At 71.2% G+C, this 20,194-nt stretch carries 19 protein-coding genes; 4 read left to right on the top strand and 15 right to left on the bottom strand.

The features are described from left to right. Window position 1 precedes the first annotated feature (1 nt). Genes QA861_RS46505 through QA861_RS46485 form a run of 5 tightly spaced genes read right to left on the bottom strand, consistent with a single transcriptional unit; the run spans window position 2 to window position 4,857 of the window. Entirely contained in the window at window positions 2–367 is a 366-nt protein-coding gene (locus QA861_RS46505; protein ID WP_334595218.1) for a hypothetical protein, read from the bottom strand. After that, entirely contained in the window at window positions 367–3,057 is a 2,691-nt protein-coding gene (locus tag QA861_RS46500; protein WP_334595217.1) for an ATP-binding protein, read from the bottom strand. The genes QA861_RS46505 and QA861_RS46500 overlap by 1 nt, the downstream gene beginning before the upstream one ends. Then, on the bottom strand, window positions 3,054–3,644 hold the full coding sequence (locus QA861_RS46495) for a hypothetical protein (protein ID WP_443041705.1): 591 nt from the start codon (window positions 3,642–3,644) through the stop codon (window positions 3,054–3,056). The genes QA861_RS46500 and QA861_RS46495 overlap by 4 nt, the downstream gene beginning before the upstream one ends. Further along, a complete protein-coding gene (locus QA861_RS46490) occupies window positions 3,635–3,976 on the bottom strand; it encodes a hypothetical protein (protein ID WP_334595215.1) in 342 nt (113 codons plus the stop codon). Before QA861_RS46490 ends, QA861_RS46495 begins: the two co-directional genes overlap by 10 nt. After that, window positions 3,973–4,857 carry a conjugal transfer protein gene (locus QA861_RS46485; RefSeq protein ID WP_334595214.1) on the bottom strand — a complete coding sequence of 295 codons (885 nt, stop codon included), beginning with the start codon at window positions 4,855–4,857 and terminating at the stop codon, window positions 3,973–3,975. Before QA861_RS46485 ends, QA861_RS46490 begins: the two co-directional genes overlap by 4 nt. Before the next feature lie 731 nt (window positions 4,858–5,588). Between QA861_RS46485 and QA861_RS46480 the strand changes: the two genes are divergently transcribed. The 3 genes from QA861_RS46480 (at window position 5,589) to QA861_RS46470 (ending at window position 9,035) form a co-directional block, all read left to right on the top strand. Further along, a complete protein-coding gene (locus QA861_RS46480) occupies window positions 5,589–7,007 on the top strand; it encodes a hypothetical protein (RefSeq protein WP_334595213.1) in 1,419 nt (472 codons plus the stop codon). Continuing rightward, on the top strand, window positions 7,004–8,461 hold the full coding sequence (locus QA861_RS46475; protein WP_334595212.1) for a hypothetical protein: 1,458 nt from the start codon (window positions 7,004–7,006) through the stop codon (window positions 8,459–8,461). Before QA861_RS46480 ends, QA861_RS46475 begins: the two co-directional genes overlap by 4 nt. 136 nt (window positions 8,462–8,597) lie before the next feature. After that, a complete protein-coding gene (locus QA861_RS46470) occupies window positions 8,598–9,035 on the top strand; it encodes a DUF6336 family protein (protein WP_334595211.1) in 438 nt (145 codons plus the stop codon). Between the two features lie 161 nt (window positions 9,036–9,196). On the opposite strand, the gene QA861_RS46465 is transcribed toward QA861_RS46470, so the two are convergent. The 3 genes from QA861_RS46465 to QA861_RS46455 form a co-directional block, all read right to left on the bottom strand. Beyond that, window positions 9,197–10,432 carry a DNA cytosine methyltransferase gene (locus QA861_RS46465; RefSeq protein ID WP_334595210.1) on the bottom strand — a complete coding sequence of 412 codons (1,236 nt, stop codon included), beginning with the start codon at window positions 10,430–10,432 and terminating at the stop codon, window positions 9,197–9,199. A 1-nt stretch (window position 10,433) separates the two neighbouring features. Beyond that, on the bottom strand, window positions 10,434–11,525 hold the full coding sequence (locus QA861_RS46460) for an adenine nucleotide alpha hydrolase family protein (protein WP_334595209.1): 1,092 nt from the start codon (window positions 11,523–11,525) through the stop codon (window positions 10,434–10,436). Between the two features lie 87 nt (window positions 11,526–11,612). Beyond that, complete coding sequence (locus QA861_RS46455; protein WP_334595208.1) at window positions 11,613–12,458, bottom strand: hypothetical protein; 846 nt, start codon at window positions 12,456–12,458, stop codon at window positions 11,613–11,615. A gap of 327 nt (window positions 12,459–12,785) precedes the next feature. Here QA861_RS46455 and QA861_RS46450 point away from each other — a divergent pair, with 327 nt between their 5' ends. Next, complete coding sequence (locus tag QA861_RS46450) at window positions 12,786–13,160, top strand: DUF6573 family protein (protein ID WP_334595207.1); 375 nt, start codon at window positions 12,786–12,788, stop codon at window positions 13,158–13,160. A gap of 159 nt (window positions 13,161–13,319) precedes the next feature. Here QA861_RS46450 and QA861_RS46445 read toward each other — a convergent pair whose 3' ends face one another. From QA861_RS46445 to QA861_RS46415, 7 genes are all read right to left on the bottom strand, one after another. After that, window positions 13,320–13,580: a hypothetical protein gene (locus QA861_RS46445; protein WP_334595206.1), complete on the bottom strand. Its 261-nt coding sequence runs from the start codon at window positions 13,578–13,580 to the stop codon at window positions 13,320–13,322. Between the two features lie 27 nt (window positions 13,581–13,607). Then, entirely contained in the window at window positions 13,608–14,537 is a 930-nt protein-coding gene (locus tag QA861_RS46440; RefSeq protein WP_334595205.1) for a hypothetical protein, read from the bottom strand. 251 nt (window positions 14,538–14,788) lie between these two features. After that, window positions 14,789–15,970, bottom strand: a complete 1,182-nt coding sequence (locus QA861_RS46435) for a hypothetical protein (protein ID WP_334595204.1) — start codon at window positions 15,968–15,970, stop codon at window positions 14,789–14,791. After that, window positions 15,967–16,842: a Mom family adenine methylcarbamoylation protein gene (locus QA861_RS46430; protein ID WP_334595203.1), complete on the bottom strand. Its 876-nt coding sequence runs from the start codon at window positions 16,840–16,842 to the stop codon at window positions 15,967–15,969. Before QA861_RS46430 ends, QA861_RS46435 begins: the two co-directional genes overlap by 4 nt. An 85-nt stretch (window positions 16,843–16,927) precedes the next feature. Then, complete coding sequence (locus QA861_RS46425; RefSeq protein WP_334595202.1) at window positions 16,928–17,920, bottom strand: deazapurine DNA modification protein DpdA family protein; 993 nt, start codon at window positions 17,918–17,920, stop codon at window positions 16,928–16,930. Window positions 17,921–18,032: 112 nt separating this feature from the next. Continuing rightward, window positions 18,033–19,523 carry a hypothetical protein gene (locus tag QA861_RS46420; RefSeq protein WP_334595201.1) on the bottom strand — a complete coding sequence of 497 codons (1,491 nt, stop codon included), beginning with the start codon at window positions 19,521–19,523 and terminating at the stop codon, window positions 18,033–18,035. Window positions 19,524–19,569: 46 nt separating this feature from the next. Continuing rightward, window positions 19,570–20,193: a hypothetical protein gene (locus QA861_RS46415; protein ID WP_334595200.1), complete on the bottom strand. Its 624-nt coding sequence runs from the start codon at window positions 20,191–20,193 to the stop codon at window positions 19,570–19,572. Between the last annotated feature and the right edge of the window lies 1 nt (window position 20,194).

Below are 20,194 nucleotides of genomic sequence, written 5' to 3'. Positions count from 1 at the left end.
GTCAGCACCGCCCTTGCCCAGCGGCGCTCCGAAGCCGCCACACCACGAAGGCGGCAAGCCCCGCACCAGCGGACACCAGCTGCCACCCTGTACCGGCCATGCCGGGATCCTCGGCGGAGGCGGAGAAAGCGGTCGTGGTGGGGCCCCGCTCGCAGTAGTCCTCGGCCGGGCCCACGATCAGGGCGCACGGATCCTGGGCCGCGGGGCGGGCGCCAGGGGTGAAGGCCGGCCCCGTACGGGGCCACCACCCGTCCGGCACGTCTGTCCCGGCGGCCAGGACGAGCACGCCGAGGACGACGGCGATCACGGTGAGGACACTCGCGGCCGCGGCCAGGCGTCGGGAGCGTTCCCAGGACGAAGAGGTCATCAGACGTGTTCCTTCGGACGGGTCCCCGCGCTGTCACCGGCGAGCGGCTCAGGCACGGAGGACGGGGCATTGCTCGTGCGGCGGCCGGGTGTGGTGGTGATGGACGTGGTGATGCGTGGGATAGAGGGGATGGAGACCTTGACCCGGCCGGTGTTCTGCCGCGGGCAGGCCAGCAGGAACTCGCCCTCCCGGCCCTTGCGGCCGACGGGGGACAGGCCGGTGGTCACCAGCCGCAGCAACTCCGGATCGTTCGGATCGAGGCCGACGAACTCCAGGCCGCGGCGGGCACGTTCACGATCCGCAGTGCGGGCGAGCGCACGGTAGGCCATCAGACCTCGGTCGGGCCCGAGTTCCTCAGCGTCGTGGGACCCGGCGAGCAGGCCGGCGCCGTGTTTGCGCCCGTCATGGAGGATCTCGTGGACCAGCGCGGTGCCCTCGGCCGACGAGGTGAGCCAGTACAACTCGTCCGCGACCACTGCGGTGAACCGGGCCGGGTCCTCGAACGCGGTCTGCCGGGCTATCGCAGCGATCAGATACAGCACGGCGCGCCCGATCAGCGCTTCCAGCGGCTGCTGGTGCAGGATCTCGGGATTACCGAACGCGGCCTTCGGCGGCAGCTTCAGACCGGTCGTCGTGATCACGATCATGTCGGAGGCACTGGAGGCGTCCAACTGCACCGGCGGCAGCGCCGGGTCGAACACCATCCGGGCCAGGGAGTTGGTGGCCACCACGCGGACGAGGCCGGCGAGACTCGCGGCGGCGTCCTGCCGCTTACCCACCTCGTTCCCGGCCATCTCCTCCAGGACCTGAAGCACGCGGTGCATGGACGGCTGGTCGCTGGCGGCGGCCTGCTCGACAGCGTGGTGCAGGACCTCGCCGCCTGTGCTCATCGGGCCGATGCCGAGCTGGAGGGTGAGGTAGGACAGGGCGTAGTGACGGCCCTCGGGACCGTCGAACATGCGCAGCGGGTCGATGGACACTTCGGCCTGGGCGGCGTCGATGATCTGGACGCGGCCCTTCGCGGCGGTGCGGGCGAAGGTCGCCCACTCGCGTACCGGGGTGCGGTCGATGCAGATCGCGCACCCGCCGCGCGCCCACACCGCCTCCGCGATCAGCTTCTGCAGGACACTCTTGCCCGCCCCCAGGTCCCCGACGATGCCCATCGAGGCCGACGCGTCCACCTTGGGCGCATCTGCAACGTTGATCATCACGGGGCGGGTGGTGCCGCAGTCCAGGTCGATGCCGAGGAACATGCCGTTCGGGTCGCCGACCTCACAGGCGGTGAAGGCCCCGCCCAGCGCCCAGTCCTCGCTGACCTGGTGCTGGGTGAACTCCTGGACCACGCCGGGCCGTACGGTGCCGGGCAGTCCCAGGGCGAACAGAGACTCCTGCAGGCCGGTCGGCCGTACGGCCCGGTAGTCGGCGCCGGCGAGCAGCGCGGTCAGTGCCCGGGCGCGGGCGTCGCAGACGGCGGCGGTGGGACCCCACACCGTCAGCACGGTGACGGACTGCACCTCAACCTCGACCGAGGTCCGTGACAAGCGGGCGTCCAGCTCACCCAGGTCACGGGCCGCGTCCGTCAGCGAGGCCGGCATGCCGGTGGGGCGGGCGTCGTACTGGTCGGCCTGGTCGATCAACTCGTTCTTCTTGCGCCGCACCTGGTCGCGGGCCTTCTCCGCGGGCACCAACGTGAGGTCGACGGTGTAATCGACCGGGAAATCGAGGGTCTCCAACTGGGCGAACAGGTCGGCGGCGTCCTGCTGGACGGCAGGCGGGCACTCGGCCAGCGCCAGCTGCGCCTGGTAGCCGACCCCGGCGTCGGACTCGATCTGCAGCCAGCGCCGTCCGATCGGCGAGCCGGTGTTCAGCCGCCACCAGGCATTGCGGCCCGACCGCGTGATCCGGCCCGCGCTCCTGAGCTCGTCGACGTCGTCGATGACGGGATCGATGCCGCCTTCCTGCAGGCGGACCTGTCCGAGATCGGCGTAGCTGGGGGAGCGCAGCACACCGTCACGCAGGTACCCGCCGTACAGGTCGCTGGTCTCGGCCTCCGTCAGCAGAGGCTCAGCAATTCCGCGGTGGAGGGCGTGCTGGATCATCCATACGATCTCCGCCGGGCGGGCCGGGCGGAAGGCGATGCCGCCGGCGAGGGCCGCTTCCACGCGGGAGGCCTGCTCGCGGGCGGCGGTCACCTCACGCCGGGCCACCGGCACCGTGCGCAGGCCCAGCATCGGAGACAACTCTGCCCACGCCGCGCCGAGGGAGGAGGACAACTGCAGACCGGCCTGTTCTGTCTGCAGCGGAACAGCCAGCCACAGGGTGCGGCGGTGCATCTCCTGGCTGTCCAGCAGATCCAGGGTCGCCTCGACGTTCTCCACCCACGGGTGCGGACCGTCAGCCGGTGCCGTGTCGGCCGGCTCGATGCCCTCGATCATGCGCAGGGCGATCTCGCCGGGATCGACCTGGGCGCACAGTCCGAACAACCGTGGCGACCCGGACAGCGACCGCACCAAATGCGTGATCTTGGCGAGGTGTTCGTCCCGGACCGCTGCGGGCACGTGGGTGCCCTGGACGGTCTCCTCGGACTGTCCGCGCGCATCCGGGCCAGGGTGAAGACGGTAGAGGGCCCACACGCTGCCCTGCGCCGACCACACCAGGTGCCCGGCGATGTGACGGATCGGAACCCTCACCGCGTACCCCCTTGCCCGGCGAGCGCGAGCAGCTGCTGCACACCCGACACCGGCCCCACCGGCACCGCGGGAGCAGTCGCCTTCGTACCGGGGCGCGTGGCCTGGCGAGCCGCGGCCGGGCTCGGGAGCCGCGCCGGAGCGGTGCGCCGCTGAGCGGCACGGGACGGTGCGGCCGCCGTATCAGGGCCGGGCCCGGGCGCGTCCTCGACCGTGAAACCGCCGAGGAGCAGGCGGGGGGCACGGTCGCGGGCAGCCCGTCCGCCGATCCGCCCTCCGCGGGGCTGCCATCCCAGCAGCACCCAGCCCAGCGCCGCCTGCATCGGGGCACGGCCCCGGACCTTGGGGCGGCGTACCGCCCAGATCGCCAGCAGCCAGGCCGCGATCGGGACCGGCCCCGTCCACGCCCACCAGCTGATGGTCTTGACGAGAAGAAAGCCGCCGCCGACGGCGACCACGATCTGCGCGGGCGTGTACGGGCCGAGGGGGATCTTCCAGTCCGCGACCTTCCCCAGCACCCAGGGGTGGCGACGGGCGGAAGTGTAGAAACGGCCCGTCCGCACGGAGATGTTGGCGGCGCTCACAGCCAGCCTCCGACGCCTGCGGAGTGTTCACGGGCGGTCGGAGGCTCAATCTGCACGATTCCGGGGACAGCGGGCGCGCCCTTGGCCGGGTTCTTGACCTCGTCGGTGACCATATCGGCCAGCTCCTCGCGGGAGTTGTACAACCCCAGCGCGATGATCATCAAAAGCAGGGCGCCGATCCCGGCTTTCAACGAGAACTTCTGGATCATGATGACGACGACGAGGACGAGCAGGCCAGCCTGCAGACCCTTGGTCGCCCAGTCCTTGAACATGTCGATCCACGAGTTACCGAGGTCGTCCAACTGCCCGGCGAGCATCAGGCTGTTCACGGCGTTCACCGGGCACCCCCGCTGAGGATGGCGCCGGACTCCAGCGCCGAGACTTCCCACCGGCCGGAGCGGGCCGTGAGGGCGAGCTCGTAAGCCAGCGGCCACCGCCCTTGGGCGTCCCGGGCTTCCACCTGGACGAGGACGCGGACCTTCGTGCCGTCGGCCGGCACCTGTCCGGCGGCGGCCTCTTCGGCGGCGGACACCTGCTGCACCGTGACCGCCGTGTACGGGGCCGGAGAGACGGCGGTGAGCCGCACGCCGGGTGACAGGTAGCGGTCCACCTCTCCCGCCCCGGCCAGGTAGGCGGTGAGGAACTCCCCGACCGCGGACGACAGATCGCCCTGGGGAACGCTCACGCCGTACGGCGACGTCGGCGCCTCGGCCGGGGCCGGGCCCGCCACCACGCTCGGTGAACCGGTCACGGTGAACGAGGCGCCCGCGCGATCGGCAGACACCGGCACCGCGTAGTACCGCAACCGTCCGTCGGCGTACTGCGCAGCCACCGTCACCGACCACGCCCCGCTCGCGCGCTGCGCACTGCGCACCGCCGTCACGGACCGGGGCACCGGCTGCACTCCCGCGGCCGGGCCGGGCAGTTCGACGTCCGGCGCCATCGACTGCGCAAGCCGCGCCTGCGCACTCAAGGCGTCATCCGCGCTGCTGCGCAACCACGCGTCGACGAACACCTGCGCATAGCCGGCGGGATCAGCGGACACCATCGTGGTGCGCACTGCGGCGGACCTGGCCGCAGTGGCCGCCTCGACCACGGTCGGGGTGGAGGTGACGGCGACGCCCAGGGCGATCGGGCCGGCCGCGATGACGGTCCAGAGCGCCAGGCGAGAAAGCCGGACGCGTCGCCGCATGGCCTCCAGCCGGGCGCCTTCCGCCATTGGACCAGCGGCCTCGTTCTCTGAGGCCTGCTTGGCAGGAGACATGGTCAAACTCCCAGGTCAGAACGGATGTTGCTGACCTTGAGAAAACCCGTCGGCCCCGACCCGACCACCGACCACGAGAGGCCGACCACGGTCACGATGGGGAAACGAAGTCCGTGGTCGGGGTCTTGGTCGGCCCGACCATGGCCCCGACCACGGGTCTCGCTGCGAGGGGGCGACCGGTCATCCACTCCGGCACAGGCCCCCGGCCGACGACCGCCGCGAGGCCTTCACACCGCGCTGGCACCGGACCCGCTCACCCATGCACAGACGGCATCGCCCGGGAACGCGGCAAAGCCTGCGCAGCGCCGGAACTATGAATCCCCGGGCGAACTGCGCAGCCGTTCCGCACAACCCGACTGCGCACGACCCTCGACCGGTTGCGCAGCCCGGTTGCGCACCGCCCGCTGAGGCTGCGCAATCGCGGGCTGCGCACCACATGCCCGCCGGGAGCTGACGCCGCGTGGTCGGGCCGACCACGAACCCGACCACGGCAGCTAGACGGGCAAGTTGCCGGATCGTGACCGATGGTCGGGGCTGGTGGCCGCCCGTCTGGTCGGGGCCGGCGAGTGAGCTGACGGCATGGAACACACGCCCGCCTCCACACACCGAACCACCGGCCGGCCCACCTCGGCCAACCCGGTGCGCCGCCGCGGCGACCGCACGCGTCCGGCGCCGGCGGCCCGGAGGTGAGCCGCTTCGGGGCGGGGATCCGCCGAGGCGTGATGGCGGCCGACCAGTTCACCCAGATCGCCAACGCACTGTTCCGCGACGTCGAGTTGTCGTTCAAAGCGAAGGGGATCTTCGGATACGTCAGCACCCACCGGAACGGCTGGCAGGTGACGATCGCCGACCTCGTCCGCCTGGGCCCGGACGGACGGGAAGCGGTCCGCACCGGCCTGCAGGAGCTGGAGGCGCACGGCTACCTGGTCCGTGAACGCCTGCGCCGCCCGGACGGCACCCTCGGGGAGATCGTCTACTGCATCACCGACCGCCCGGCCGCTCTGGATATCGCGCTGATCGAAGCCGGCGTAGTGGTCACGCTCCCCGACATGGAGCCGGGCAGCGGGTCGGCGGCGGGGATCCGCCGGGGCGTGATGGCGGCCGACAGGTTCACGCAGGTCGCCAACGCGCTGTTCCGCGACACCCGGTTGTCCTTCAAGGCCAAGGGACTGTTCGGGCTGCTCTCCACGCACCGGGAGGGCTGGCGGATGACCGTCGCCGATATCGCCCGCCGCGGCCGCGACGGCGAGTCAGGCGTCAAGAGCGGGCTGAGGGAACTGGAGAGGCACGGCTTCCTGGTCCGCGAACGCGAGCGCGGCCAGGACGGCACCCTCGGCGCTGCCGCCTACGTCATCACCGATCTACCCGCCCTGCAAAACCCCAGGCCCGGGCCAGAGTCGGGTTTTCCACCAGTGGACGACCCTACGTTGGCTGACCGGCCCACTAAGAACACCAACAGTAAGAAGACCACTCAGCAGAACACCAGTCCCCTCCCTCCCGGCGCCCCGGGCGACACCGTACGGTCGCCCGGGCGCGCAGACCGGATGGACCTGCTGCCAGCGGATGAGATGCATCCGGGGATCCGGCTGCTGCTGGAGATCGGCGCGAGCCGTCCCGAACTGCTCCTGACCGGGAGGGCACTGACCGATCAGGGCCGCGTAGTGACCGTGATGATGGACGCCGGCTGGAGCAGTGAGCAACTGCGCCATGTCATCACCGGCCGGCCTCTGCCGCACCCGGTGCGCACGTCGGTCGGCGCGATCATCGCCGCCCGGCTCCGTGCCGCTCAGGCCTACCCACCGCCAGCCACCGTGGCAGACACCCTCGACGCGCCCGACTGGGACGACCCGCCGCCGCGACCGACCCACTCCCATGCCGCGCGCACGGTGAGCGAGGCACTGACCTACCGGGCCCTCGTCGAATGCGCCGGCTGCGGCGTGCCCGGCACCGCCCCCGGCGAAGACCTCTGCCCGGCCTGCCTCGGCTGGCCGCCGTGCCGCACCTGCCCCGGACCCACCCCCCGGCGCGCTCGCCCCAGCAGCGACGGCCGCTGCACGACGTGCGCCTCTGTCCTGACCGACCAGATGGAAGGAAGCACCTCATGACGGACCCGCTCCGCCCACCGCCCCCGGCCGCGGCACGTCTGCGGCCCTTCGCCCACGACCCCGCCCGCTGGGACGCAGCACGTGCCCGCGCCCTGCACGCCGAGCAGATCGCTTACGAGACCGGAGCCCCCGCCGAGGCCGGTGAGCCGCATCTCGTGCATGAGCGCACCGGGTGGGGCTGGCTGGCCTGGACGGTTCCCGACGACGGCAGCATGCCCGAACACCCGTACCGGATCGGGGTTCTGCCTCCGTCAGCCACGCAGACGGACCGTCTGGCAGGACGCTGGCTCGCCCGGCGTCAAGCCAGCCGTTTTGCCCTCCACGCCAGGATCCCCGGGTCGCTGAGCCACTGCGCCACCGTGGTGGCCGTCATCGCCTGCATCACCGCTTTCCACGCGATCACCCACGGCGTACCCCTCAGCGTCGTCCTGCCCGCGGCGCTGCTGGCCCCGCTGCTCACCGACCAGTTGCCCGGCCGGCTCGACACCCGTGCCCGGCGGCGCATACGGATCGCCGAAGGCGCGCCCGCCACCAGGTACCTGCAGCGCCTCGCCGCCCTGCACAACTCCGTCCTCCAGGCCGCCGCCAGCAGCGACCGCTACGAACTTCGCCGCTCGGCCGAGGTCGGCCACAACCTGCTGTGGGACGCCGCCGGCCTGCTCCGGACCCAGGACACCCGCACCGTGTCGGGCGACCTCATCGCCCGTGAACGGCTGATGCTCCAACTCGCCGACCAGGTCGCCCAGATCATCGAGCGCTCCACCTCCGACGACGACGCAGCCGACGCGGATCAGATCCGCGCACCTCGGAGGCCGATGGGCTCGTACCCGCCGCGTGTCCGGCCGATGACCTCCGCGGCCTCTCGCTCCGCCCACAGCACGTCACTTGTGAAGGGAAACCTCCGTATGTCCGAGCCCGAACCCCGTCCGGTGTTCCGCACCCCGGATGTCTATCTGCTCTTCGCGCACGAGGCGTACTACCCCGGCTCCGCCACCCAGGAGATCAACGTCACGGTGGTCGCCGCCGGCTCCCTGCTCCATCCGCAGGTGTGCCAGCCCGACGGTGCCCGGATCCACGACCTGCTCACCCAGGGACGACAGCCGGGCGAGATCGTCCCGCTGGCCACCCTCACCCACGAACTGGGCGGAGGAGCCGACTGGCCAGCCGTGGGCGACTGGGAGCGCGTCACCACCGACCTGCTGCACCTAGTGCGCTTGGGGGACTGCGATGCCCTCAGCCTCGGCCTGCCAGAGATCGCGCGCGCTCTCCTCTGCACCGGCCCGCACAGCCACGTGCGCGCTTACGATGCTTCGGCCCAGGACTTCGTCGACTACGGGCCCGCGCACCGCGCTGCTGTGCTGGACGAGGTCGACGCGTTTCTCGCTGGTCTCGTGGCCGAACAGGAACTCTGGCCCGGCGACGACCTGCTCGCACCGATCACTCGAACTGCCTGAACCGGCCGGCAACCCAGGCGAGGACGGGCATTCGGACAACCGGCTTTGCCAGAGCAGAGATCCGTTGGCACAGGCCGTCCGTACGCTGACCACTGCCGCTCCGCGCCACCAGCACACTGTCAAGGAGACAGCAACTATGTTGCCCACGACCGGCCCTGAGACCTCCTGCCCGACGGACGAGGACGGCGTCCATATGCCGCGACTGCGCTTGAAGGACGTGGTGGTGCGAGGCGCGGTCCAGGGGGTCGCCGCCGTCGCCCTGCTCTGCGCGGGCACACCGTTCGTCGCCGACCACCGTGACCGCGAGACGTTCCTCGCCGTGGTCGCGGGGTTCTCCATGGTGTTCGCGGGGATGGGGATCGTGATCGGGGCCTTCTTCTGGACGGCCTGCGCGGGTGACCTCCGGCGCTGGCGCGACTGGCGCACGATCACCGGCCAGACCGGCGGCGTCATGATCATGGCACCGGCACTCGTACGCGCTGGAGTCCTGGCTCTGGTGCTCTTCCCCGGTGCTCTCGGGCTCTACCACCTGGTCGACAGCGCCGCCTACGGCAGCTGGCTGTACGGGAGCTGAGCCAGAAGCCCGGGACACCCCAGACAACTGCCGAACGAGCGGAGTGGCCCGGCGCCGGGCCGAGCCTCCCCTGTGATCGTTCCGTTCTGCAGCTGAACTCCGGGCCGCCGCAGTTTCGTTCCCACCGCGTACGAGGCAGGCTCACCTGGACGGTCTTGCCATCATGGCGGCAGGATCTTCATGGTTTCCTGGGCGGCCCAGGTGGCGACGGTGACGGGGACGGCGTTGCCGACCTGGGACTTGACCTCGGAAGGTTTCCCAGCGAAGCGGTGGCGCTCGGGGAAACCCTGCGCGCTGGCGTTCTCTTCGACTGTCAGCGGCCGGTACTCGCAGTCGTCGACGAGGAGACTCTCGGTGGGGCGTACGAGGTAGTGGTGGGCGCCGCCCTGGGCGGTGACCGTGCCGATCGGGTCGCCGAGCGGGGACGCACTGCAGTGGTTTCGCAGGGTGACGATGAACGGCTTGATGCCGTACATCCTGATGCCGGCCGTGACCCGGGCCCGGGTGGCCTTCCCGTACGCCTCGTTGCGGTCCTGGCGGCCATCACCGAACCGGTGCCCGCGCACGTCCTTGTCGATGATGCTGCCGATGCCGCAGGTCACCGGCTCGACGCGCTGGTGGCAGCGCTCGGTGGGGCACACGTAGTAGTACGACGCCTTCGCCTTGGAGATACCGCTCTTCGGCATTCTGCGCAGGTACGAACCGATGCGGCGTCCCCGGCCGCTCGTGTGGCCCGGCCAGTACTGGACTCCCTTGACCGGCCCGCAGTTCGGGCAGACGGCACGGGGGCGGGGGCGTAGGTCGGGCACTTTGCCGATGTCCTTGCGGACCATCACCCACACGAGCCGGTCGCGGAACTGCGGGAGCGGGCCGAGGACGCTGTCGGGAGTCTCGACGCTGATGTGCGCGGAGTTGACGGACGCGAACTCCGGGTAGTAACCGAGGGCGTCCCACACGTGCAACCAGGCGTTGTACAACGGCCGGTTCCCGGTGGCGAAGGGTGGCACGTTCTCGCCGGCGTAGACGAGCGGCTTGTGGACCTCGGCGTAGCGGACGGGTTCCCAGGCGGTGATGCGGGTCTGTTCCCACCTGGCGGAATCATCGTTGTTGGCCGAGTCGGCGCTGAGCTCGACCTGAACACGGACCTGGCTGTTGCCGCCCGAGGGGGCGGATTCCCAGCAGATCGGCGAGCCGACCAGGACGTCGACGGAGGGCAGGGTGCGCATGTCGATCGTTTGAATCGCGGCTTCGCGCACGTAGATGTTGGACCAGTTCAGGCGCGCTGTCGCCACGCTCGCCGCGTCGTGGTTCGCGCCGAACCGCGGGTCGAATCCGGCGTTGGCGAAGCCGCGCACGTCGCCGCAGCCACCGTTGAACAAGTGACCAGAGGTGTACACGTCACACCTCCTGGTCCGGCCCGGCGGCACCGCCGGCCGCGCAGCCGTTGCAGCAGCCGGGCAGGGCATCTCCCGCGGGTACGGGGCGGACGTAGCGGGCCCGCTTGGCAGGCTTCTTCAGCGCGGCCTGGACGGCGCTCTCCAGAGCGTCGAACTCGGGTCCTTCGTCCTCGGTGACCACCCCCGGATCAGGTGCTCCGGGGCGGGCGGCCCGTTCGATCAACTCGGCCATGCTCGTGTTGGGGTTGAAGGGGACCCCCCGCACCCGCTCGACGAGGGCGTACAGCTCCGCCAGCCGCGGCCGGCGCTGCACGGCGAGCAGCAGGTCCCGCCGGTTGGCGAGGACGCACAGCGAGCAGGAGCAGCGGCTGGATCCCTTCCAATCTCCCGCCCCGGGGTGGGAGTCGTAGCACCACTGGTGAGGAAGACCCTGCTCGTCCGTCCAGTCCTTGACCTCCTGGGTGGTCACCTGGTGGGCGGGGGACCACTCGTGCACGACACGGGCCGTATTGTCCGTCGTTGTCCGGAGCGCGGGCCGCTTCTTGCGGTCCGGGCTCTCGTCCGCCCTGATCCCCAGGACGTTCGCGCAGACCACCGGACGGCCGAGCTCCCTCTTGCGGGCCCGGACCATGGAGCTGAAAGCGCCGTAGATGAGGCCGGTCTTCCAGTCGCTCCGGCAGGGGAGCACCCCCTTCCACGGCCAGTCACCGCGCTCGGCGATGTAGGTCAGCAGGTCGTAGGGGACGCGCTCGCCCTCCAGGTCACGACTCCGGCGGACCTCGATGTGCCGCTCGGGAGGCACCCCCAGGGCCCGGCTGTGGAGGGCCGCCAGTTCGCTGCTGCCGGGGTAGCGGACGCCGTCGACGGTGACAGCGGGCCACTCCAAGGGACCGAGACTGGCGTGGATGGTGTAGACCCGGTCTTCGACGCCGGCGGCGCGCGCGGCGTCCAGAGCCAGGGCGGCGGCGCGGGGGCCGTCCTTCCCGCCGGAGAGATTGAGGATGTAGATGTCGACCTCGTCCGGGACGAGGTCCGGCAGGGGGTCGGCTACCGGTTCGGTGGGGAACAGACCGAGCTGCAGGTCGCGGCTCATGAGGACGTCTCCTTGCGAGCTGAGTTGGTGGCCTGTCGGCCGGGCGTTGCCGCGCCCGGCCGACAGGGGGAGGACCGAACTGGCGCCTCAGGCGTGGGGCTGCCGGGGTTTGTCCCGGAGGATGGGCCCACCGCCGTGCTTGCGGGCGCACTTGAGTACCGAGTCCGCCAGAGCCGCGGTGTTCGCGGCACGCGTCAGGCCCGGGCGGGAGCGGTAGACCTCGGCGACGGCGTCGCTGGCGTCGCCCCACACGGCGAGCCAGCCGCCGAGTGCGCCGACCGCGTGCTGGGAGCCGGCCTCGCGCCCGTCGGCGGCCGCAGGGCTGATGGTGATCTCCGAGCCGTCGGCCAAGCGGACGCGCAGGCACGTCCCGGTGTGCCCGTGGACGGGGACCCAGCACAGGCCTTCCGTTTCCAGCTGGCCCATGAGCGAGCCGGTGAAGTCGTCGGGCAGGTCGGCGAGCTGGATCCCCCGGGTGAGGTGAGTGAGCGTGAGGACCCGGAGGGTGGAGACGTCGACGTGGACGGCCTGGGCGCGGTCCTGGGTGCTGACGGTCCATTTGTAGAAGCGGCGGACGTCGTCGCCGGTGCGCAGAACGGCCGGGCCGAAGCCGGTCAGGGAACCGTCATCACGAGCGCGGGTGAACCTGAAGAACCGCTTCACCTGGTGTGCGTCGGCCGGGAGATCCAGCAGCGGCGTTGCTTCGCCCTCGCCCGGCAGGTCCTCGAAGGTGGTGATCGTGCGGGCCTGAACGAGTGTGTGCTCGGTCAGTTCCATGCGGGCTGTCGACGGCTTCGCAGTCCAGAAGTCGCACTGCTGGCGAACGGCCGATGCGTGCAGGCCGGTCGACTGGTGCGCGGACCCGTACGTGTCGTGGACAGTCACTGTCCAGTAAACGGTGCGCTGTTCGGGGGTAAGAGGCAATGTGATCACGGCTGCTCCTGAGTCGCTGGTGACCGTTCCAATTTGCCGCCTGGAATGTGAAATCAATTATACACCTTTCCGGGGATGGTGCAACCTCTTTTTGGGGAAGGCTGCGCAGGTCACAGCCCCGCCCGCGCCGCGGCCGCGAGCCCGTGATCCGGCTGGTTGCCGGGACAACCGATCGGCGTGTATGTGGGACCGCGAGACCTCTGAGGCCCTGTGGTTGTGACCGGGCACGGTGTAGTCACTCGAACGAGGGACAGCGGTCGTGGGGCAAGGACGGCAAGCTCAACAGGACGCTGGACAGGCGAGAGTTGATGGATCGGGGCATGTGACATGGATGATGAATACGGGCCCGAGGTTTTCTCCTACACGCGGGCAGAGGCCTTCGAGGACGGCACCTTCATCGAGGTCCCGCCCGCGGCCGCCTCGGCCGCTGGCATCGAGATGCCGCTGATCATCACTGCAGGCGCGCGGCAGGAATTCGTGGCAGGTAACGATGGTGGCGAGGCTGGGCGGCTGAGGACGGTGCTGTCCGCCGTGGCAAGGGCTGTCGAAGCCTCGCCCGCGGACGAGATCTGTTTCGTTGTGCCAGCCGGGGAATTGCCCTCCGGGCAGGAGCCCACTGGCGCCGACCGGCTCATCGCCATCACGGAGCCCGGCGATTCGGGCGAGCCCGTCATGACCTTGATGCTCCCCGACGAGATGTGACCGCAGGCTATCTGCCCAGCCTGCGTCCGTGTTCGGCGATCGTCCTGACGGCGGCCGTCGGGAGCCCGCCTGAGCCGGGAGGCAGCGCGGCGCAGCGTGTGGGAGCGAGGCACCCGGTGTTCGATCGTCGTATCGCGGTTCGTGGGCAAGCGCTGTCGGCTACAGCGCGGGCAGGGGGTCGGCCAGGTCGTTGACGCCCAGGAGGAGCACGTGGTGTCCGACGGCCTCGGTGCTGCCGGCGGTGACCTTCTCGACGTCGAGGCGCAGCCGGATGCGCCCGGCGCCTTCGCCGTTGGCCGCGAGGTCGCGTTCCAGTTCGTCGTCGAGGCGGTCCGCCGCGGCCTCGGCCGCGGCGTAGTCGGCCAGGCCGCTGGCGAGGAGCCGGCGGGTGGCGGTGTCGCGGAGCTGATAGCTGGGCATGGGGGATCCTCCGGCTGGTGGGAGCGTTCAGGTGGTGGGGTCGGCGATCCCGCGTGCCGCGTTCACCGCGCGCGACCAGACGTCGGGGCTGCCTCCGTGCTCGCGGGCGAGGGAGGCGGCGAGTCCCCGGATGTCGCCGCGCTCGCGCAGGGCGGCCAGGGCGACGGCCGCCCGCCGGTCGGCTTCCGAGCGGGCTGGCGTGACCGCGGGGCGGTGCTCGAGGGCGGTGCGTACGACGTACTCCCAGGATCTCTGCGGCCCGCCGTGCTGCACGCTGAGCTCCGCGGCCAGCCCCGGGTGGTAGCCGTCACGGTTGATCGCCTCGGCGGCGTACTGCTCGGCGAGCTGCGTGGCGGTGAGCGGCTCACCGCCTGTGTGGGCGCTCAGCTCGGCCGCGAGGGCCTCCTCGAGGGCGGAGGGCCGGCCGACGGCCGCGTCGGCCTGGGGCCCGGGACGGCGGCCGGCCTTGCCGAGCTTGTCCCCGGTGCGCCTGCGGTCGAAGTCCTGCAGGTCGCCGACAAGGAAGCCGGGAATCATGCGGCCGGTCGGGCCCTCGACCGGCTCAGCGAGAGGCTTCGGGAAGTACTCGGGGTTGTCTTTCAGGTACTTGCGGATTGCCGAGGCTCCGTTGAAGCCAAGCCACTTGGCGGCCGTGTTGATGGAGACGACGCCCTCCGGGGCGGCCTGGTGCAGCTCGGGGGCGGCCTTGAGGACCTTGTTCGCCTTCTCCTGCTGGAACCAGGTGTAGAAGTCGCGGAACTGCCGCTCGTCGTAGAAGTCGGCTCCCTCGATGCGCTCCTTCTCCGGGTGACGGTGCTCCTTGGGCTGCTCGAGGCGCACCTTGTACCAGCGGGCCGCGGTGCCGACGCTGGCGCCGGAGAACTCGCGGATCCAGTCGCGGTTGACCACGGAACGGTCGCCGACGACGCGACGCTGCGGGTTCAGGGCCTTGGACATTGCACTCTCCGGTTCGGATCGCGGCCCTATACTGAGGGCCTGCTCCTCTTGGTCCTTCGGCGCTCACGCGCCGGTGGGCGAGTCGAGTTGGTGAAGGTGGTCGGCGGGACGTTCGGTCGGGGTTGCCGCCCTGGGCCGACACCCTCGCGAGGGGGTGCCTTCCGCCGCCCACCGCTTTTGCCGCAGGTGTCACGTAATCAATATGACGCTCTTGATGGGTGGCTGTCAATCTCGCCGGCCCGCAGAACACGTCACGACCGGCTGCGGCGGTGCGCGGCCCACTTCCGTTCGAAGTGCGGCACCTTCTTGTCCCGGACCTGGAACGGGGCGGTGACCATCAGCTCCTCCACGGTCGGAAGCGCCGGCCCGCGCCGTTGGACCCACGCACGCACCCGCCCGTAGCGCTCGTCGACCTCGACCGGGATCCCGTGCCGTTCCGAGACGCTCTGCAGTTTCCGGCCGAGAGCGGATGCCCGGCCAACGTCGACCTGTTCCACCGAGCGCATCGCCCGCCCGCGCCGGGTCGGGTCCGCCTTCGCGACGGGCAGGATCCGCCGCACGTGGTACAGCGCCCACGGGCAGGTGAGCTCCTCCTCGAACGCGGCGAGCACGGGCCGGTCGGCGGCCCGGCCGGGGTCGAACTGCTCCAGCAGACTGCGCCGGCCGAACAGCTTCGCCTTGGGGTTGAGACTGACCGAGGTGTACTCAAGGCGCAGCACCCGTCCGGCGATGTCCGGATGGGCACGCATCCGGTCCAGGTGCGCGTCCATGGCCCCCATCGACACCGGAAAACAACAGAAGCTGCAGTAGCTCTTCTCCCACCGCACCCCGAACCGCTCGTAAAGGAACGCTTCGCACCGCTCGCGCCCCCACCCCCATTCGATCAAGGGGTACACGCCCTGGCGCAGCGGGTTCTTGCTTGCGACCTCGTCCCGGCGGCTGCGGCTGACCTCGTCGGCGTTGAACCCCATCACTTGCCGGAACGGCCGGTCGCCGATCTCCTGGGCGATCAGCGCGTCGCCGACCTCGCCCTTGGCATGCAAGCTGCAGAGCCGAATGCCGCCCTGCTGGGGAACGGTGCCGCCTGTCTCGTACTCGTCCCACAATGCCCAGGGCCCGCGCTCGATGATCCGTTCGGGCTGGCGGGAGTCGTCCATGACCGCGATCTCCAACGAGCGGCTGGCCCGGGCGACTTGAACGAGCCGGACCCGGTGCTCGCGCAGGAGCGGCAGCACGTACTGAGCGGCGTGGGCGCGGGTGGCCGGCCACTCGTCCCCGGTGAGCTCGTGCAGCACCATGGTGCGGGCCAGATCGACTCCGTGGGCGGACGGGTCCTCCAGCACCTTCACCAAGTACGCGGTCGAGTCGACGCCCAGGCCCCAGTTGATGACCAGCTCGACATCCTCGCCGCCGGTGCGGGATACGGCGCTCATGCGGCCGCACCCCCTTGGTCGGCCTTCGGGTACGGGTAGGAGGTGGCGGTGAGCCGGCGGCCGGTGCGCGGCCCGATGCAGGCGGCGTACTTGTGGTTGCCCCCGTGAGGTACGACCCTGGCGCCGACGGCCTGCAGGGCCTCCTCCAGCCACCCCCGGCCGGGCTCGCCCTCGTCACGGGGGCGAGCGCCGAGGGCGACCAGACGCCGCTCGACTCCGTCGCGGCCGCGCTCGCCGTTGCGGACCTTGGACATCGCGCGGTCGTGAAGGACCGAGCCGTTGGGCAGCATGGTCAGGCGCCGCGGGCGCGTCTTGCCCAGGTAGTCCATCCCCTTGGCCTGGTAGATCGTCCCGTAGTGACCGGGAAAGATCAGCTCGGGGCCGTGGGCGGTGAGGCGCGTCCTGGGCTCGGGGTCGCTGTGCGCGATGATCCCGCGGACTCCGCGGGCGGCCGCCAGGCGGAAGGCGCACGCCTGCGCCCACGTCTCCGCGTTCGCCGGGATCTCGTCGAGCAGCACCAGCCGGTTCAACTCCAAGCTCTCCTCGTACGGGGTGAGCCGGCCGAACACCGAAGTGAGCACGGCGACTTGGGTCGGGATGCCCAGGGTGAGCACCCCCACCAGGCTGTTCTCCGGGGGCGCGGCGGTGTCGATGAGGCCGTAGGCGAAGCGCACGGCGGGCCACGAGCCGCTGTAGTGGTGGGCGCGCACGAAGGCCTTCGCCGTGTGGACCAGTTCGTTCGGCATCTCGCGGACGCGGTAGCGGGCGGGGTCGAACCCGCCCTCGCTGGTCGGCCTCCAGCTGTGCCGACGGTGCTTCCACCGCTGGCAGACGGCGCCGAGATCGAGCGGGGGTTGCTCGTAGGCAGACATCAGGGTGTTCCCTCGGGTCGGTGAGTTGGTGAAGGAAGGCCGGTCCCGGGGTTGCCGCCCCGGGACCGGCACGGCCGGCGGTGGGTCAGGTCGTGGTGGGGAGCATCAGCTGACGGGGGGCGTGCAGCACGTCCAGGACGCGTTCGCGCCAGCGCATCGCCCAGTGCACGCAGTTGGAGCAGCTCTTGTGCTTGCCCTCGCACTGGGGAAGTGGGGCGTTCCAGCGGGCGTCGCGCGACCACGCCAGGGAGTCGGCGGAGGCCAGGTACTCGGCGCACGTTTCGAGTGCCTGGGTTTTCAGCCCGAAGCCGTGCAGGCGGAGCCCGGCGGTGGCCACCGTGGCGAGGACGGCCGAGACGTCCTTGATCGACTTGCGGCGGCACACGGAGCCGACCCCGACCAGCGGGTAGTCCGCCAGCCGTACGCCGCGCTTGTCGTACAGGTCCAGGCAGGCTTCGTAGTCGGCCGGCCGCCAGCCCTGGACGGTCGGGATGATGTCGACGCCGGGGTCCTCGGCCATCAGGTCGACGAAGTTGCCCACGGTGCGGTCGATGTGCTCGCGCACGGACAGACCGGTTTTGGCGATCATGTCGGGTTCGCACATCCAGTCCTGCGGACCGGCCCAGACCAGGCGGCCGATCCCGTCGCGGACCTGGCGCAACTCGCGGACGTAGGCGTGCGGGCCGATCGTCCAGCCGCCGTGGTTGTCGAGTTCGGAGAAGGCGCCCGAGTCGTACACCCAGGCCTCGGCGGCGCGCGGCAGCGTGGCACGACCGGTCAGGGCGGAGCGCGAGACGCACATCGGCACGCCCCAGGTGGACAGCGACTTGGCGTGGTGTCCGCCGAGCCAGAACATCGGTCCCTCGGGCGGCGAGTCACCCGGGTGGAAGCCGAGTCCGTACTCGCAGCGGCAGACACAGCTGCCCATCGTGCAGAACCCGCAGTCCAGGCACTGTTCGTGGTAGCAGTGGCCGCAGGCGTAGCGGACGGCGGGCGTGCAGGTGCACGTCTCGGGATACGGCTCGTACCCCGGCGATGCCGGCATCGGGCGGGCCGGGGCGGAGAGGACGGCATTCACGGGTGAGTCCTTCGAGTTGGTGAGTGGGGCCGGTCCGGGGTTGCCGCTCCGGACCGGCGGTGAGGCGAAACGGCGAGCGACGCGGGTACCGCTTGCGCGGTGGCGGCGCTCGTCAGGCGTCCGCGCCGGGTGGGTCGCCGCGGTCCCAGGGACCGAGGACGGCCCGCGGCTCCCTCGCCCCCTGGGCGCGCTCGCGGCGCGCACTCAGCAGCAGATCGAGGATTCGACGGCCCTTCGTGGCGGCCTGGTGGCGCAGGGCTGCGGGAGTCTGGGCGGGGAGCATCACCCGCTGTGCCCGCAGATCGATCTCCAGCATGACGGTGCGCACCAGGGTGCCAGCCCGCTCCTGGCCGGCGTACAGGTGCAGCCGCGCCTCGACCCGGTGGTCGACGGGGGTGAGCTGTACGTACTCGTTGCCCCAGGCGCGGTGCTCGACGTCGGGGGAGAGCTGCACCCGGGCGGGAACGGTGCGTCCGGTGGGCACTTCGCGGTCGTTGAGCGGGGCGGTGGGGTCCTTCTCCCGGCGCGTCACGTGCTCGTGGAAGGGATACCAGCCGGGCCCGTAGAAGACGGCTCGGGGTTCCAGGGCGTACGCCCAGTCGCCGAGGTCCAGCTTCACGCCGTATGTGTAGCGCTCGTTCTGCGGGGCGACATGGAGGTCCAGGGACGGGACTTCGTGGGGAGGCAGGGCCGGGGCGAGGTTGGGGAGCGGGGGCAGGTCGGCGGGGAGGAACGTCGTGCGGGTGTTGCCCAGTTCGTCCGGGCCGTGCGCGCCGTCGCTCACCACCTTGCGGACCATGCGGGGGACAGCGCGCTCGCGCTGGGTGACGCGCAGGGCCACGGCCGAGCCCTCGGCGGAGATCAGTCCCTGGAAGTCCCATTCCGGCTGTGCCGCGCTGAGGTTGTGCTGGACCTCGCGCAGCGCCCGGGAGATGCGGCGGCCGAGCGGGTCTTCCGGGGCCAGGCGGCGGGTTGCGGGCAGGACGAGGGCGGCGGCGGGGTGCCACTGGTCGGACAGGACCTGCCACGGTCCGGGCTGCAGCAGGGAGGCGACCTGACCGGCGAGCTGCTCGGCCTCGGTCAGCTCGCGCAGGACGGCGGCGGTGAGGCGGGCGGTGGACGGCGCGTCCCATGGACCGCCCAGGACCAGGCTGAGTCCGCTGCCGGGGCTGCCCAGGGTGACGCTGAGCCGCCGGCCTTCCAGCCAGGCTTCCGCATGCCCGAACCGGACGAACAGCCCCGGCTCGCCGGGCCGTTGGAAAGGGGCGCCGGTGGTGAGCAGGCGGGCAACGGCCTCCAGGGGCGGGCGGGCGTCGCGGGCGTCGGGCAGGGCCGGGGCGTAGCGGGTGACCGTGTCGAGAATGCGGGAGGTGACGGGCGTCGGGGTGTGGGCGCTGATGCGGGCAGTGCAGATCCGGGCGGGGCCGGTGGGCGACGGCGCGGCCAGGGCGGCCTCAAGCTTGCCGTGCAGCTGGCGGTTGCGCAGGGTCAGTCGGTAGCCGCCGGGCAGGTCCACGCGGGTGCGGTCCCGGCCGCGCAGGTGGTGTTCGACGATGGTGTCGGAGATCGCGTAGGTCGCAGAGGCGGGCTCGAACTCGTACATGGCGCAGGCCTCCAACGGTGGCAGTCGGCGCAGGTGTGCGGGGCGGTCAGCGGGTGATGCGGGACCGGGCGCGGTCGGCCTGGACGTGGACGGCATCGGCGTGCGCGGCGGCGCGGACCTTGTCGGCCCACTCGGTCGCGCGCTGGGCCAGTCCGGCGAGGCGCACGAAGGAGGAGTCCTGGTGCTGGCGGGCGTGGTCCATCAGTCGGGCGTGCTCGGCGGTCAGCTCCTGGGCGGCGTACGCGGCGATCGCCTCGACGCCGTGGCGGCGGGTGACCCGTCCGAAGGGGCAGGAGCCTTCCTCCTGCTCGATGACGGCGAGGTCGGCGGCGGGCCAGCCGGTGTCCTCGTCGCGCGGGCCGAGCTGGATGTCGAGCACGCACACCGCGTCCGCATCGTGTAGGCCGTCACCGTGGTAGCGGATGTGCGGCCGGGGGACGGGGCCGGTCTGGCGTTCGGTGTGCGCGCGCCACAGTTCGGGGGAGGGGTCCTCCTCGTCCCGGTGGAGGCGGTGAAGGTAGGAGACCAGCGCGGGCAGCTGCCAGGCGGGGGAGCCGAACGGCGCGGCCGGCATGGCGAGTCCGGCCCGGCCGATCAGGCCGGTGTGGTTGCTGACGGCGGCCTGGGCGACGAACAAAGAGGCGTTGAGGCGGAGTTCGGAGCGGAGCATG

Origin of the sequence: Streptomyces sp. B21-083 (assembly GCF_036898825.1) — a bacterium.
GTDB lineage: Bacteria > Actinomycetota > Actinomycetes > Streptomycetales > Streptomycetaceae > Streptomyces.
This window is presented reverse-complemented; position numbering and strand designations above follow the sequence as displayed.